Below are 14,835 nucleotides of genomic sequence, written 5' to 3' on the forward strand. Positions count from 1 at the left end.
CAACAGCGCCGGTGCAACCGCCCGGTCGTTCATTTGTCCAAGTTGTATCCCGCCCGACCGTGCATTACGCCTACCATCCCTGCGACGATGCCATGCTGTCCATCCACGAACTCGCCGGACGCAACTGGCGCCCGCAGCACATGCAGCGCATCATCCGCGACGAGATCGTGTCCGGCATGGATGAGCTGGGCGTGCTGGCCAAGAACTTCCGCGTCACCTGACGCAGGACCGCGCCGCCGGCGCCGACCCACACCGTGACTCCCCGTGCTGCTGAAGAAAGAATCCGGACTCAACGACAACTCCTACCATGAGGCGAGTGTGGTGCGGCCGACCGCGCGTTGTCCGTTGCAGGGGCATGTGCATGCGGATATCTGTGTCGTCGGCGGCGGCTATGCCGGATTGTCGAGCGCACTCGAACTGGCGCAGCGCGGCTTCTCGGTCGCCCTGCTGGAGGCGCGCCGCATCGGTTCGGGCGCCTCGGGCAGGAATGGCGGCCAGGTGCTGCCCGGTTATGCGGGGCAGACCGCGATGGAACGGCAGCTGCCGCGCGAAGATGCGCATCGTGCCTGGGACATTTCCATCGAAGCCGTCCAGCTGCTGCAGGAACGCATCGCGCACTGCGGCATCGACTGCGACTACACGCCCGGCTGCATGACGCTGGCGACCTCGCCGCGCAAGGCGCGCGACCTGGATGCCTTCGTCGACCATCTCGCCTGCGCCTACGGCTATCCGATGCAATGGATAGGAACGGCCGAAATCCGCGAGTGGATCGCCAGCGAACAATTCCACGCCGGCGCCTTCGATCCGCATGCGGGCCATCTGCATCCGCTGAAGTATTGCCTCGGCCTCGCGGAAGCAGCATGCGCCGCCGGCGTGCGCATGTTCGAGGATTCGGCGGTGACCGCCATTCGCCGCGGCCCACGCCCCGTCGTGAAGACGGCAGGCGGCGAAGTCGAATGCCGCTTCGCCGTGCTCGCCGGGAATGTCTACCTTGACCAGTTCGGCGGCAGCATCGCACCGGAACTCATGCGCCGCATCATCCCTGTCGGCACCTGCATCATTGCCACCGAACCGATGTCGAAGGAACGCGCCGATGCGCTTATCCGCCGTCGCGCCGCGGTGTCCGATACCAATTTCGTGCTCGATTATTTTCGCCTCACCGGCGACGACCGGCTGCTGTTCGGCGGGGCGGATGCCTTCAGCGGCGCGACGCCGCGCAATCTTGTCGAACAGGTGCGCGCGCGCATGCTCGCCGTGTTCCCGCAGCTCGCCGATCTCGGCGTGCCCTACGCTTGGGGCGGATTCGTCGACGTCACGATCAACCATGCGCCCGACTTCGGGCGGCTGGAGCACAACATCTACTACCTGCAAGGTTTTTCAGGCCACGGCCTCGCGCTCGCAGGCATGGCGGGAAGGATGGTCGCCGAAGCCGTTGCCGGCCATGCGGAGCGATTCGACCTGCTGGGACGCATCCGCCATGCGCCGTTTCCGCGCGGCGGATGGATACGCCAGCCGGCGGTCGCGCTCGGCGTGCTCTACTACCGGTTGCGCGATCTCCTGTAATCAATGCGGCTTGTGGTGCTCCTGGATCGCCTCCGTCCAGAGCGCCATGTCCTCGGGCGTCATGTTGCCCAGCGGGGCAATCCGCCCGTCCTGCAAGCCTTCCTGTTCGATGTCCTTCAGGTACTGCTCGCGCGACAGCAATGTGCCGAGGCAGATGCTGTGTTCTGGCGAGGGCGAGTGCGTTTCCTGCCGCAAGCGTTCGACCAGTTCATCCATCACCGCCGCGGGAACGAGATGGCGCGCGGAAGGATAAGCGAAGCCGAACAGCACCAGATGGCTCAGCAGCACGCGCCAGTGCGGCCCGAAGCGGCGGAACAGGCGCGGCCAGTCGAACTTGTCGCCACAGGCATGGAGCAGGTGGATGATGTCGGCGCCGTCGAAACGCTCGCGTTCCATGATGAAGGCCTTGGACCAGATCATTTCCTCCGCCGGGCAGATCTTCACATCCACGCCGTGCACGTTGGAATCGACCGCGTATTCGAACCAGAGATCGTCAACTTCTGCGATGCCGTTGCCCGAACTGAAGATCAGATCGATATAGACGTCGTCGAAGCGCACCTTGCCCAGCCAGTGCGGAAAGGTCAGCTCGGTTTTGTGTCCCTGCTGCCGCAAGGCCTCGCTGATTTTGTCGAAGTCGGCGCGGCGGATGAAAATGTCGAGATCGCGCGTATGGCGGTTGATACCGGTATAGCGGTTGAATGCATACGCGCCGCCGACAAGGAAGGGCACGCCGGAATCGTTCAGGATGTCGAGCACCCGGCGATAGAACGCCTTGACCTCAGGCTCGGGGTTTTCAGCGGCGCGCAGGATCGAGATGGCGGCATCCATGATGGTTCCCAATCGACACAGTGATGACACAAAGAATCAGCAAAACTTATGCCACAAAGTCACGGTCTTTACAGGTAGCGAGAAGCGAAAGGAACAATCTGCCTGAAAGGAGCGCACGGTGGTCTCACAGGAAACTATTCGGTTTGCAGCGGTAGGCGACATTCATTGCAAGAAGGAATCGGCAGGCAGCCTGCGCAATTTCTTTTCACAGGCGGCGGAGTCGGCGGACGCGCTGCTGCTGTGCGGCGACCTCACCGACTATGGTTTGCCGGAAGAGGCGAAAGTCCTGGCGGACGATCTCTCCGTCGCGCGTATTCCCATCGTTGCCGTGCTCGGCAACCATGACTATGAGTCTGGGCAGCAGGACCAGGTGCGCCGCATCCTCGGTGAAGCAGGCGTGCGTGTGCTCGACGGCGAACCGTGCGAAATCCACGGCGTGGGCATTGCGGGCGCCAAGGGATTCTGCGGCGGATTCGGGCGCGGTTCGCTCGGCCCCTGGGGCGAGGTGGCGATCAAGCAGTTCGTCAACGAGGCGATCCAGGAGGCGCTCAAGCTGGAGGCGGCGCTGGCCAAGCTGCGCACGACACAGCGCATCGCGCTGCTGCACTATTCGCCGATCGCAGCGACCGTGCAGGGCGAACCGATCGAAATCTTTCCCTTCCTCGGATCGAGCAGGCTGGAAGATCCCTTGCTCCGTTATCCCGTCAATGCAGTGTTGCATGGGCACGCGCATCGCGGTTGTCCGGAAGGGAAGACGGCGAACAACATTCCTGTGTACAACGTTGCCAAGCCGCTGCTGCAACGTACCTTCACGGACAGGCCGCCGTTCCGGATTATAGAAATTCCAAAATCCGAGCCCTCCGCCATGTAAAGTTGACCGATACCCGGCAACGCATTTCCTTGAGCTAATATCGGATAATTTGTGTTGAGAAATCGCAAGAATCGCGTCACTGCATCACATATTCATGAGAGAGCAAACAGGAAAAATCTCAACATGTCTGAACATCGCGGGCCATCTTAAGGTTGGCCTAAGTTTTATGTGGGAACATTCTTCGCGTCAATCGCAGTCATGCCGCATTCATCGCCACGACTGCCGTCAACCGGAGGAGTAGAGCATGTCAGACAAATCGATTTCACCCGCACGCCAATCCGGCAGCGCCAGCGACAAGCCGCGCAACGGCGATGCCATGATCCGTCTTTTCCGCAGCCGCATGACCGACCGCCAGCGCGCCGAGCGCGAGCGGCGCGACCGTTACGGCCGTTTCGGCGGACGCTGACCGGCAGCGAAAATTCTTCCCGCCAGGGAAGAGTCAAGGAGACGAGAGCAAGGCCCGCATCGAAAGATGCGGGCCTTTTGTTTTCGAGGATATTTCTGCAAGGATTGCCGCAGGGTCGTTCGCACGCCTACAATCGGGGAATCCCGCAATTCCCCATCCTGTTCCCAATGAAGGTACTGCTCGTAGAAGACGACATCATGATCGGCGAAAACATCCAGATCGCGCTGGAAGGCGAAGGCCTGGCCACCGATTGGGTGAAGGACGGCCGCGACGCCGAAAAGGCGCTCGCCGCGCACGCATACGAAGCGATGCTGCTCGACCTCGGCCTGCCGCGCATCGACGGCATCGATGTGCTGCGCAACCTGCGCGCGCGCGGCGACCGCCTGCCGGTCATGGTCATCACCGCGCGCGACACGGTGGCCGAGCGCGTGCAGGGATTGAACAGCGGCGCCGACGACTACCTCATCAAGCCGTTCGACCTGGAAGAGCTCATCGCGCGCCTGAACGCGCTCATCCGCCGCGCCAAGGGCGGCGCCGAGCCGGTCTACCGCCGCGGCGACGTGATCGTCAACATCGCCACGCGCCAGGTGCTCGCCGCCGACAAGCAGGTGATGCTGTCATCGCGCGAATGGGCGGTGCTGGAGGCGCTCGTTACGCGGCCCGGCGCAATCCTCTCGCGCGCGCAGCTCGAAGAGCGCCTGTATGGCTGGACCGGCGACGTGGAAAGCAATGCAGTCGAGGTGTACATCCACGGCCTGCGCAAGAAACTCGGCACGCAATTCATTGTGAATGTGCGCGGACTCGGCTACATGGTGGAAAAAACGTAACATGCGCTCCCTCCGCATCCGCCTGCTGATCCTGCTCGGCGCCGCCATCCTGGTGGCGACCGCGGTGCAGTTCGCCGCCTCCTTCCGCGCCGCCATGCAGGAAGCCAACGACCTGTTCGACTACCACATGGAACAGATTGCGCTGGCGCTGCAGGACAGCGCCTACCAGCAGCCATCGTGGTACAAGTCCTCCAGCGGCGGCGACATGGCCGGCTTCGACTTCGTGATCCAGATCTGGACCGACGACGGTGTGCGCGTCTACCAGTCGCGCACCTACCGCAACCTGCCCGAACGCGGCGAGCTCGGCTATTCCAACGTCAATCTCGACAACGGCGAATGGCGCATCTACAACGTGCAGAACGGCACGCGCGTGATCCAGGTCGCGCAAAAGGTCGACACACGCCGCGACCGCGCGATCTCCCTTGCCATCCATTCGCTGTGGCCGTCCATCCCCGTGTCGCTGCTGCTGTTCGCCGCCGCCTGGTGGGTGGTCAGCGCCGCACTGTCGCCGCTCAACCGCATCGGCCGCGACCTTGCCACGCGCACTGCCGATTCGCTCGATCCGGTCGATGCCAGGGGCGTTCCGAAGGAAGTGTCGCTGCTGGTGGCGGAACTGAATTCGCTGCTCGTCCGCACGGCCCAGGCGCTGCACGCGCAACAACGCTTCGTCGCCGACGCCGCGCACGAATTGCGTTCGCCGCTGACCGCATTGAAGCTGCAGGTGCAGACGCTTGCGCGCGCAAAGGATGAATTGGCTCGCGTGCAGGCGGTGGGCAGGCTGCAGGGCGGCGTCGATCGCGCATCGCGCCTGGTCGAACAACTGCTGGCCCTGGCGCGTCAGGATCCCTTGTCCGAGGCGGCGGAAATGAGCCTGATCCCGCTGACCGCCTGCATCGAACAGGCAGCGGGCGATGTCGCGCCGATCGCGCTGGCGCGGCACATCCAGCTCGAATACGGCGCCTACGCGCATTCCGAGATCAAGGGCGATGCCGAAGGCCTGCGCATCCTGGTGCGCAACCTGCTCGACAATGCCGTCCGCTATGCGCCGGAGCATGGCCGCGTGCGCATCGATCTCGTGGCCGATGGCACGGCCGCACGCCTGACCATCCAGGACTCGGGATCGGGCATTCCCGAGGAAAACCGCGCTCGCATCTTCGACCGCTTCTACCGCGTTCCCGGTACCAGTCCGAGCGGCAGCGGCCTGGGACTGGCCATCGTGAAGGCGATCGCAGAACGGCACGAGGCCACTGTGGAACTGGGCCAGGCGGAACTGGGCGGCCTGGCTGTCACGGTCAGCTTCCCGTTGCCGAAGGACACGGATGTCGCAGAGCCCGAGGCGATGACAGCCTGACAAGGCATATTTCGCCGATTCTTAAGTTTCCCCTAAGTGTTGTGGTGCAAGATGACATATCTCAGCCGCGAGCAGAACGAAAGTCACGCTTTCGTAGCCGAGACAGAGTCAATCTGATTTCCCTATTCGGCCCGTCTGGCTTATCCCACACGGGCCGTTTTTTTTCCGCGCCGTCCCAACAGTAATAACCATTCCGCGCGGGATTTGCCAAAAATATAGGAGCATGCATGCCGGAATTCCTGACAGGCATCGCCGACCTCGTCTGGCCGTTTTCGATTGCGCTGGCTTGGGTACTGGGCGAACTGGTCCACCGAACTGTGGGGCTGCCCCGCATCACCATTTATGCATTGACAGGCTTCTTGCTGTCCCATGCGCAGGCGGGCCTGCTGCCCTTGCCCGGCGAAAGCGCCGCCATGCTGCTCGCCAATATCGCCTTTGGCCTCATCCTGTTCGAGTTCGGATACCGGATCAACCTGCGCTGGCTGCGCGCCAACCCATGGATAGGCGCGAGCGGACTGGTTGAAGCGGCAGCGACCTTCGCTGCCGTGTTTGCCGTCGCCGAGATCGCCGGCATGGCACCGTTGCCCGCGATGCTGCTGGCGTCGCTCGCCATGGCGAGTTCGCCCGCCGAAATCCTGCGGGTCGTCAACGAACAGCGCAGCTCGGGACAGGTCACCGAGCGCGCATTGCACCTGTCGGCACTGAATTGCGTTCTCGCCGTATTCGTGTTCAACATCATTGTGGGACTGTGGACCTTCCAGCATTCCGGCAGCCTGCTGGGCGCGGTGTCGAACAGCATTGTCCTGCTGCTTGTGTCGGGTGGACTCGGCGTGGTGTTCGGAATCGCGGTCCCAGGCCTGCTGCGCCGTCTGGACACGCTCGGCGGCGATGCGACCCTGGCTTTCGCCGTGGCGGTGATACTGCTCTGCGCGTTGTCGCAGGCACTCAGGATGTCGCCCGTGCTGGCGGCGCTGACTTTCGGCTTCGTCACACGTCACCGGCGCGTGACGCTGGGACAGGCGCAGCGCAACTTTGGCGCACTCGGCGACATGCTCACCGTGCTGCTGTTCGTGTTCATCGGTGCGACCCTTGCGTGGCCGCGCATTGCGGCCGGCATAGGAATTGCATTTGCTGTCCTCGGCGTGCGTCTCGCTGCGAAAATCGCTGGTGTGACGCTGTTCGCGCGTGCCAGCGGGACAACCTGGCGCAAGGGCCTGCTCTCCGCGCTTGCACTGTCGCCGATGTCGGTGCTGGTGCTGGCCATGCTGGTACGGACGCGCGCGATGGGCATCGACCTGATGGACCAGCTTGCGCCGCTCGCTGCCGCCACGCTGTTTCTTGCGATCGCCGGCCCGCTGCTCACGCAATGGGCGTTGAAGCTGGCGGGCGAAACGTCCGGCAAGGAGGAATGATGCCGCTGGAAGCCTTCAAGTCATCCCGTCCGCTGACGCTCGGTGTCGAACTCGAACTGCAGCTTGTCAGCCTGAGCGACTTCGACCTCGTCGATGCCAGCCCGGACATGCTGCATCTGCTCGGACGCAAACGATTTCCAGGCAATGTTGTGCCCGAGATCACGGAAAGCATGATCGAGGTGTCGACCGATGTGCAATCGGACCACGCCGGATTGCTGGCGCAGTTGCACAGCATCCGCGACTGCCTGGTGCAGGCGGGCGACATGCTGAACGTCGGCGTCTGCGGCGGCGGTACGCATCCGTTCCAGCGCTGGGCGGAGCGCAGGATTTTTTCCAAGCCGCGCTTCAAGCAGGTTTCCGGTCTCTACGGCTACCTCGCAAAACAGTTCACTATTTTCGGCCAGCATATCCATATCGGTTGCCCGTCCGGCGACGACGCCTTGCTGCTGTTGCATTCGCTGAACCGCTACATCCCGCATTTCATCGCGCTCTCGGCATCGTCGCCCTACGTCCAGGGGAGCGACACACTGTTCAACTCGGCGCGGCTGAATTCGGTATTCGCTTTCCCGTTGAGCGGACGGGCGCCTTTCCTGTTGCGATGGGAAGATTTTGAGCGCGACTACTTCACACGGATGGAAGACACCGGCATTGTGAAAAGCATGAAGGACTTCTATTGGGATATCCGGCCCAAGCCCGAATTCGGCACGATCGAACTGCGTGTCTGCGACACGCCGCTGACGGTGGACCGCGCCGCGGCGCTCGCCGGCTACCTGCAGGCACTATGCTGCTATCTCATGGAAGGGACGGAACCGGTGCCCGCCGAAGACGATTACCTCGTGTACAACTACAACCGCTTCCAGGCCTGCCGTTTCGGCCTCGACGGCGCCATGGTGCATCCGAAGAGCCATGAAGCCGTGGTCATCCGTGACGACGTGCACGCCACGCTACGCCTGATCGAGCCCTACGCCGCATCGCTCGGCGGCCTGTCTGCGCTGGAGCACATCCGGCAGGCCGCGAATGCGGGCAACGATGCGAGTTTCCTGCGCAGCGAACGCGCCGGCACTGGCAGCCCGGAAGGCATGGTCGACGCGGCGATACGGCGTTTTCGCGAAGGCCGCGCTTGAGCGTGGCATACTTTCTGGCTTTCACCCACGGATTTTCCTGCCATGAAATGCGCCATCGTCCCCGTCACTCCCTATCAGCAGAACTGCAGCATCCTGGTCTGTGAACAGACCAGGCACGCCGCACTGGTTGATCCGGGCGGCGAAGTGCCGCGCCTGCGCGACGCGCTCAAGCAGCTGGACGTGACGCTGGAAAAGGTATTTCTCACGCATGGCCACATGGATCACTGCGCGGCGGCCGACCTCGTGCGCAAGGAATTCGGCGTGCCGATCGAGGGCCCGCATATCGAGGACAAGTTCTGGATCGACCAACTGGCCGAGGCTTGCCGCCGTGTCGGCTTCCCGCACGCCGACGCCTTCGAGCCCGACCGCTGGCTCAATGACGGCGACATCGTGACTTTCGGCGCGCAGACGCTGGAAGTGCTGCACTGCCCGGGACATACGCCGGGGCATGTCGTGTTCTTCCAGCGCGATGTCCGCCTTGCGCTGGTGGGGGACGTGCTGTTCCAGGGATCGATCGGCAGAACCGACTTCCCGCGCGGCGATTACGACACCTTGATCGACTCCATCCGCAACAAGCTCTGGCCGCTCGGCGACGACGTCACCTTCGTGCCCGGACATGGTCCGGCCTCGACCTTCGGCAACGAAAGGCAAAACAATCCCTTCGTCGCAGACATGCGATTCGGTTAAGTCAGACGGAAAAAGATCAGCTGGTGTGGCCGGGGCCGCAGCACACCCTGCATCCGGTCACCTTGTCGAAGTGCGCCTTGGCGGCCTCGACGGCCTCGCTGCATCGGGTGAAGGAACCCACGTAGATCCCGTTGTCTCCCTCGGGCAGGTAGGTGCAGCGCGGGACGTGCACCTCATGTTCGCCGTTCGGCATGGCCAGCTTGTTGACGTAGTAATGCTGCACTGCTCACCTCCTGAAGTTGTCGATGACACTGCGCGGCCCATGCTAATGAAAGCAGCACGGGATTTCCTTAACCTGGGATAAGTTCGTCAAACAAAACGCTGCAATTGTACAGACGAAAAAAAGCCCGCTGCAGCGCGCGGGCAAAGCCATATCTTGCGATATGGTAGAGACAACACCTTGGGACTACCAGTGCCGCTGCCGGAGGGATGCAGCGGCACAAATGCAATGCTTGATGCCGTTCCCCCTGCGTTCAGGCAGCGGGAACAGGCAGGCCTTCATCAGAAGGTGTGGCGAACGCCGAGGTTGAACGCCTTGTTGCCGGAACCGGCTTCGGTGTTGTTACCGACGGTGAAGGTCGCGCCACGCTTGTTGTTGATGCGGGCGTAGGCGGTGTAGAAGTCGGTACGCTTGGACAGCGCGTAGGAGTAGCCCAGCGCCCACTGGTTGGCGTCGCGGTTCAGCGCGGAGTCGTCATCCTTGCGGATGAACGAAGCCAGCAGCTTGTGCGGGCCGAAAGGAACGGTTGCGCCGACCAGCAGGTCGTTGTTGTCGACGGTGCCCGTGCCCTTGTTCTTGCCGTAGGCGAGGTGAGCCTTGGCGACGCCGAAGTCGTAGGTGCCGCCGATGACGGTGTTCTTCGCGCTGTCGGTTGCCGCTGCGTTGTTCAGCTTGTGGTAGCCGAGGCCGACCTTCAGCGGGCCTGCGCCGTAGTTCAGCGAAGCGCCGATTGCACGGCTGCCGGAGTTGTTGCCTGCAACTTCGCCGAAGCCGTAAGCCAGTTCACCCGTGAAGCCGCCCATGGACGGGGAGGTGTACTTGACGGTGTTGTCCATGCGGGTGCCGGAGTTGGCCATCAGGTTGGTGAAGCGGCCGGCCATGCCGTTGCCGAACGGGTCGGCTGCGGCGGAAACCAGGTAATGCGGGGTGTACTGGCGGCCGAAGTTGGTCGCGCCGAAGCCACCCTTCAGTCCGACGTATGCCTGACGGCCGAACAGCAGGCCGCCGGTCAGCGCGCCGGTGTCTTCATTGAAGCCGTTCTCCAGCACGAAGTTCGCGGACAGGCCGCCACCCAGGTCTTCCGTACCGCGGAAGCCGATGCGCGAAGCGGAAGCAACACCGCTCGTCAGTTTGGAAACGGAACCGGCGGCGCCGCCTTTTTCCAAGACGATGCCGGCGTCAACCACACCGTAGATGCTCACGTTGGTCTGGGCCGAAGCGGTTCCGGCAAAGCTGCCGATCACGGCAAGCGCGAGTAGCGATTTCTTCATTCTTGAGTCCTTGAGTTGAGAGGGGGAAACCAGTATGCATATCCACTTGCGCGGATGCATCGAACGATAGAGGCAGCGCGGTGCATCAATCCAGAGGCTTGGTAAGTTGATTTCCTCGCAATAGTCAAAACGCCAATGACAGTCGGTATCTGCGTCGCCTTTTCACAACGCGCATGTGGGGGAATTGCGACGCTCCGCAAATTTTGTTTTCGCCATCAAACCATTCGACGGACAAAAGAAAATTTCGCTGCATTTCGCCAGTGTGCGAGCTACGTGAAATTACGAATACAGCGAAAGTTGCCAAATCGCTACGCTAGCTACTCTTTCAAGCGGTGCGCACTCTGCGCCGCATCACCATTCAACCAAGAGCAAGCATGGCAACTCGTGACTTATTGCCGGTGATCCGGGCGGCGCGCGCCGGCGACGCCGCAGCGCAACTGACACTCGGTAGGCACTACCTGTTCGGCGGCAGCGGCCTGCCCCGGAACCCGATGTCGGCACTGCACTGGCTCGACCGTGCCGCACGGCGCGATATTGCGGATGCGTGGCGGCTGATCGGCGAGCATATCCCCTATGAGACGGTGCGCAATATTGCCTCTGCCGGCGCCGTGCTGCCGTGGTATGAGAAGGCATTCGATGCGGGTGTAATGCAAGCGGGGCTGACGCTCGCGCGCCTGGTGATGGATGACGCGGCATTGCGTACGGCGTGGCATGACAAGGCCATGCGTGCCTTGCAGGCAGCGGCACAGGCAAACATGCCCGATGCGCAATGGCTGCTTGCCCAGCAATCCGGAGCCAGGGAACTTTCTGTTGCCGATCCTGCCGCGCGCGGTGCGCGCAAGGCATCGGCATCGCCGCTCGAATGGGCGGCAAGCGCGGCCGATGCCGGCATCCTTGCTGCGCGATATGCGCTCGCCGAGCGCGCGTGGGCGGTCGCGGATTACGCCGCGTTCCTGCGCTGGTCTCTTCCATTGGCACGTGAACTCGTGCAACGCGCCGGCTGACCGTGAATACCGCTTTGCAATTCGCGCATGCCGCGCCACCGCTGTCGCCGGAAGAGGTACGCCTGCTCGCGCGCACAGCGCACGCGCTGATGTTGAGCGCCGATGGCGACAAGCGTGAGGCGATGCGCTTTCTTGAGTGTGCCGCATCGGCCGGCGACCGGGATTCGCAGCTGTCGCTGGGACTGCTGCTTGCACGCATGGATATCGATGGCAAGCGCAGTGACGCCATCGATGGCATCGCCAACTACAAGGAGGCCATTCGCTGGCTGACCCTTGCGGCCGACCAGGGCATCGAGAAGGCGTGGTACGCGATTTCGCGGATTTATCAAAAGGCCGAATTTTCGCAACGCAGCCTGTCGCAGGCACATGCCTATCTTTGCAAGGCGGCATCCGCCGGTTACCACGTCGCGCAACGCGAACTCGGCATGCTGGTCTGGCGTACCCGCAAAGGCGATGCGAGCAGGGACGTGCTCGCTCTCTACTGGCTGCACAAGGCTGCGCTGCAGGGATGCAGCGAGGCCGCCATGCGGCTGGAAAAACTGGCATCGCGTCCGTCGCCCTCCCGCTGGGCACTGGAAGTGCAGCAGCAGCTTGCACAGCATGCATTCAAGGTGCCGCTCGTCGTGAACGCGCGTATCGCGCTTGCGGCGCGCTTCGGCCTGTCGCTGCCGGAGGCCCTGCTGATCGACCTTGCATCCGCGAATCTCGGGCATTGCCTGCTGGTTGACATCCGGGCGGATTATGCGCGCGGCAGGCGTCGCCTGATCCTCGTCGCGAGCGATGACGACCGTGCCGAGATCGAGCGCATCGCGCATGCATTCGAAGGTCTCGATTGTTCATCCGGAGCGGAAGGCAAGTACCGGCAGAGGTTGTACCGGCTGAAGAAACTGGTGCCCGACTGGTGCGCCGTACAGCGTCTGTTGAAGGACTGATTCGCGACTCCCTGATACGGGTCAAGGAATCGCGAGGCGAGGGTGGCGGCCTCCCTGCACGCATTGCGCTCCATTGCTATACTGGCTCGCACAATAACCCATACAGGGCAAACCGGTCGAAAGACCGGGACGCAAAGCTTCCGGCCTAAAAGAGAAACTCTCATGGTAGCGGAGCCGCCTCCTGAAGCGGAGTCTCGCAGCATCGCGGCGTGCCCTGTTTGCAAAACGCCGAATCATGTTGAAGTACGCCATCGCCGCTCTCCTCCTCATACCCGCTCTCGGCTGGGCCGAATGCGGATTCGTCAGCAACAGCAGTGAAATGATGATTGTGGTCAGCAAGAAGTCCGACAACAAATGCTTCAAGTCGGAAGAGTTCCGCAATGCTTTCCGTGACAGCCTCGTGGCGTCCGTCAAGACGATGGACGCCAACTCTCCGGTGATCACCCGTGCCGTCGCTCGCCACCCACGTCCGCCGGGACAGCCGATGCCCGTTCAGCAGGCGGAAATGTATTACGGCCAGACCGCCAAGCGCTGAAGACTATAACGACTGGTCCCGGTACCACACCATCTGGTGCGTGGTCGCCAGCAGGATGCCGTTCCTGGACCAGACCTTTCCCTCCTGGTCGTAATACCCGCCGTTGAAGGCGTTCGCCTTTGCCGTTGCAAAAGTGTGGTGTCCCTCTACCTTCTGCAGCGCCTCGCTGTCCGCATGGAAGTTGATCGTGAGCGTCACCGTCGAGATCGGCGTCGGACCGCCCTTGCGCACGAACAGGCGGGGAATGAAGGTGTCGCAATGCGCGGCGATGGACGGGAAGTCCAGCCCGCGCGGCGGCACGTCGCTGATCCAGCATTGCGTGTCGCTGTCGCTTCCTCCTGCGAGCGGATCACGGTTGACATAGCGCACGTCGTACATCTGGAGGAAAGGGACGTTGGCCGGCGATGCGTAGCGGTCGCGCTCTTCCGGCGCCGCGGCCGGAGGCATCGTTGATTCGGTGTCGGACCAGGCGTCGCGCCGCACCGCAAACACCGCGGTGCCGGTAATCGCCGGCTCGGCATCATCGCCTTGGCGGATTTCCATCTGCCAGTGCTGCGTCGACCGGCCGGTGCGCACCGGATGCACCCGAATGCGGAACCCGCCTTTCTGGAGCGGCCCCGCGAAGTTGACCGTCATGGCCAGTGGATCGCCCAGCCGGCGCGGGTGCGACAGGATCGCCTGCAGCAGCGTGGCGACCGTGGTGCCGCCGAACGGTGAGATCATGTTCCAGTAATGTTCGGACGTATGGCCGCGATACAGGTCGTCGCTTTCCGCCTCCAGGGCGAGCGCCTGGTCAAATGGGTGGGTTGTCATGGGCTTTCTTGTCTGATTGAGAAATGCGAACACTCGTGCTTTTCAATGGTAAACAAAATTGCCGGCCGGTGCAGGGTTTGCGGAAAATCAGCGGATTCTCAAAAAGTTGCCGTGCGGATACAAAAATTGCCGCTTGCTGCTATACTGGGTCTATCAATCCACCGCAGGGCAAACCGGTCGAAAGGCCGGGACGCAAAGCTTCCGACCTAACAGGGACATCGTCTCTCATGGTAGCGGGGCCGCCTTCTGAAGCGAAGTCAAGCTTCATGCTTTGGCATGCCTTGCCTTTTTGGAATGCCAATGCACAAACACCTCATTGCCATCCTGCTGCTTTTGCCTGCGATCGCGTTCGCCGAATGCGGCTTCACGCGCAGCGGCAATGCCATGACTATCGTGGTCGGCAAGGATGCCAAGTGCCTGTCTTCAGGTACGTTCCGCGAGGCGCTGAAGAGAGATATTGCCGATGCCCTGGAAGAGGATGAGGCGAGTGCTGTCGAGAAGAAGCGCGCCTTCGACGACCGTAACGCGCGCGGCAACAAACTGTGGGCGATTGCCGAGCGGCGGCACCAGGAAACAGGCGGCCGCTACTTCGGACAGAAGCGATAGCTCACTTACGCATATGCCGCATCTGCCGGCAGCTTTCCTGCGCGCATGGGCATGGCGACGTCCAGTCCATGCCGCAACTCCACCACCTGTACTTCAAGCGGATCAGGGGCGCCCGGCGCGAACAGGAGCCATTGCGCCCCGGCGCATGACTCGAGCAGGACCGCCGTGTCCAGCCGCTCCGACAGCATGTTCGCGGCATACTCCACCGGTACTTTGTCGTCGCATGGAATGCTGACCCCGACGGCAAATCCCTGTGCGTAGCGGACGACGAGCGGCTTGTCCCCGGCGTCAGGCGCAATGCCGAACGCTTCGGCAAGCGCCTCCTGCAGCATCGTGTCGGCAACCTGCTCCCGTACGAACAGGACGATCTCGGTGTCCATGCCCG

At 62.5% G+C, this 14,835-nt stretch carries 18 protein-coding genes and 2 riboswitches; of the genes, 13 read left to right on the plus strand and 5 right to left on the minus strand.

Annotated elements, in window-relative coordinates; genetic code table 11:
- Window positions 1-59 precede the first annotated feature (59 nt).
- Window positions 60-221, plus strand: coding sequence for a hypothetical protein (locus AC3WOY_RS15410; protein ID WP_492425282.1), 162 nt, complete (start codon window positions 60-62; stop codon window positions 219-221).
- Between the two features lie 43 nt (window positions 222-264).
- On the plus strand, window positions 265-1,563 hold the full coding sequence (locus AC3WOY_RS15415) for an NAD(P)/FAD-dependent oxidoreductase (protein WP_492425284.1): 1,299 nt from the start codon (window positions 265-267) through the stop codon (window positions 1,561-1,563).
- Here the strand turns inward: AC3WOY_RS15415 and AC3WOY_RS15420 are convergent, their stop codons facing one another.
- On the minus strand, window positions 1,564-2,391 hold the full coding sequence (locus tag AC3WOY_RS15420; protein ID WP_492425286.1) for a nucleotidyltransferase: 828 nt from the start codon (window positions 2,389-2,391) through the stop codon (window positions 1,564-1,566).
- Window positions 2,392-2,509: 118 nt separating this feature from the next.
- Between AC3WOY_RS15420 and AC3WOY_RS15425 the strand changes: the two genes are divergently transcribed.
- From AC3WOY_RS15425 to AC3WOY_RS15455, 7 genes are all read left to right on the plus strand, one after another.
- Window positions 2,510-3,262 carry a metallophosphoesterase family protein gene (locus AC3WOY_RS15425; protein WP_492425288.1) on the plus strand — a complete coding sequence of 251 codons (753 nt, stop codon included), beginning with the start codon at window positions 2,510-2,512 and terminating at the stop codon, window positions 3,260-3,262.
- Window positions 3,263-3,506: 244 nt separating this feature from the next.
- Window positions 3,507-3,668 carry a hypothetical protein gene (locus tag AC3WOY_RS15430; RefSeq protein WP_492425290.1) on the plus strand — a complete coding sequence of 54 codons (162 nt, stop codon included), beginning with the start codon at window positions 3,507-3,509 and terminating at the stop codon, window positions 3,666-3,668.
- Between the two features lie 167 nt (window positions 3,669-3,835).
- Complete coding sequence (locus AC3WOY_RS15435; protein ID WP_492425292.1) at window positions 3,836-4,495, plus strand: response regulator; 660 nt, start codon at window positions 3,836-3,838, stop codon at window positions 4,493-4,495.
- A gap of 1 nt (window position 4,496) precedes the next feature.
- Window positions 4,497-5,846: an ATP-binding protein gene (locus AC3WOY_RS15440; protein ID WP_492425294.1), complete on the plus strand. Its 1,350-nt coding sequence runs from the start codon at window positions 4,497-4,499 to the stop codon at window positions 5,844-5,846.
- 227 nt (window positions 5,847-6,073) lie between these two features.
- Window positions 6,074-7,258: a cation:proton antiporter gene (locus AC3WOY_RS15445; protein ID WP_492425296.1), complete on the plus strand. Its 1,185-nt coding sequence runs from the start codon at window positions 6,074-6,076 to the stop codon at window positions 7,256-7,258.
- Window positions 7,258-8,382, plus strand: coding sequence for a YbdK family carboxylate-amine ligase (locus AC3WOY_RS15450; RefSeq protein ID WP_492429323.1), 1,125 nt, complete (start codon window positions 7,258-7,260; stop codon window positions 8,380-8,382). Before AC3WOY_RS15445 ends, AC3WOY_RS15450 begins: the two co-directional genes overlap by 1 nt.
- Window positions 8,383-8,424: 42 nt before the next feature.
- A complete protein-coding gene (locus tag AC3WOY_RS15455) occupies window positions 8,425-9,069 on the plus strand; it encodes an MBL fold metallo-hydrolase (RefSeq protein WP_492425298.1) in 645 nt (214 codons plus the stop codon).
- Between the two features lie 16 nt (window positions 9,070-9,085).
- Here AC3WOY_RS15455 and AC3WOY_RS15460 read toward each other — a convergent pair whose 3' ends face one another.
- Both AC3WOY_RS15460 and AC3WOY_RS15465 read right to left on the minus strand, forming a co-directional pair.
- Complete coding sequence (locus AC3WOY_RS15460; protein ID WP_492425300.1) at window positions 9,086-9,292, minus strand: hypothetical protein; 207 nt, start codon at window positions 9,290-9,292, stop codon at window positions 9,086-9,088.
- Between the two features lie 278 nt (window positions 9,293-9,570).
- The gene (locus tag AC3WOY_RS15465) at window positions 9,571-10,560 is read right to left on the minus strand and encodes a porin (RefSeq protein WP_492425302.1); all 990 of its coding nucleotides are present in this window, start codon (window positions 10,558-10,560) and stop codon (window positions 9,571-9,573) included.
- A 374-nt stretch (window positions 10,561-10,934) separates the two neighbouring features.
- On the opposite strand from AC3WOY_RS15465, the gene AC3WOY_RS15470 reads away from it, so the two are divergent.
- The 3 genes from AC3WOY_RS15470 (at window position 10,935) to AC3WOY_RS15480 (ending at window position 13,031) form a co-directional block, all read left to right on the plus strand.
- Window positions 10,935-11,564 (plus strand): SEL1-like repeat protein, encoded by a 630-nt coding sequence (locus tag AC3WOY_RS15470; protein WP_492425304.1) that lies wholly within the window; start codon window positions 10,935-10,937, stop codon window positions 11,562-11,564.
- 2 nt (window positions 11,565-11,566) lie between these two features.
- Window positions 11,567-12,496, plus strand: a complete 930-nt coding sequence (locus AC3WOY_RS15475) for a tetratricopeptide repeat protein (RefSeq protein ID WP_492425306.1) — start codon at window positions 11,567-11,569, stop codon at window positions 12,494-12,496.
- Window positions 12,497-12,592: 96 nt separating this feature from the next.
- Window positions 12,593-12,678, plus strand: a riboswitch (cyclic di-GMP riboswitch).
- A gap of 53 nt (window positions 12,679-12,731) precedes the next feature.
- On the plus strand, window positions 12,732-13,031 hold the full coding sequence (locus AC3WOY_RS15480) for a hypothetical protein (RefSeq protein WP_492425308.1): 300 nt from the start codon (window positions 12,732-12,734) through the stop codon (window positions 13,029-13,031).
- A 3-nt stretch (window positions 13,032-13,034) separates the two neighbouring features.
- On the opposite strand, the gene AC3WOY_RS15485 is transcribed toward AC3WOY_RS15480, so the two are convergent.
- Window positions 13,035-13,844, minus strand: coding sequence for an acyl-CoA thioesterase (locus AC3WOY_RS15485; RefSeq protein WP_492425310.1), 810 nt, complete (start codon window positions 13,842-13,844; stop codon window positions 13,035-13,037).
- Window positions 13,845-14,001: 157 nt separating this feature from the next.
- Window positions 14,002-14,091, plus strand: a riboswitch (cyclic di-GMP riboswitch).
- 53 nt (window positions 14,092-14,144) lie between these two features.
- On the opposite strand from AC3WOY_RS15485, the gene AC3WOY_RS15490 reads away from it, so the two are divergent.
- Window positions 14,145-14,450 (plus strand): hypothetical protein, encoded by a 306-nt coding sequence (locus AC3WOY_RS15490; protein ID WP_492425312.1) that lies wholly within the window; start codon window positions 14,145-14,147, stop codon window positions 14,448-14,450.
- Window positions 14,451-14,455: 5 nt separating this feature from the next.
- Here the strand turns inward: AC3WOY_RS15490 and AC3WOY_RS15495 are convergent, their stop codons facing one another.
- A complete protein-coding gene (locus AC3WOY_RS15495) occupies window positions 14,456-14,830 on the minus strand; it encodes a hypothetical protein (protein ID WP_492425314.1) in 375 nt (124 codons plus the stop codon).
- Between the last annotated feature and the right edge of the window lie 5 nt (window positions 14,831-14,835).

Source organism: Noviherbaspirillum sp. FW303-A3 (genome assembly GCF_058788695.1).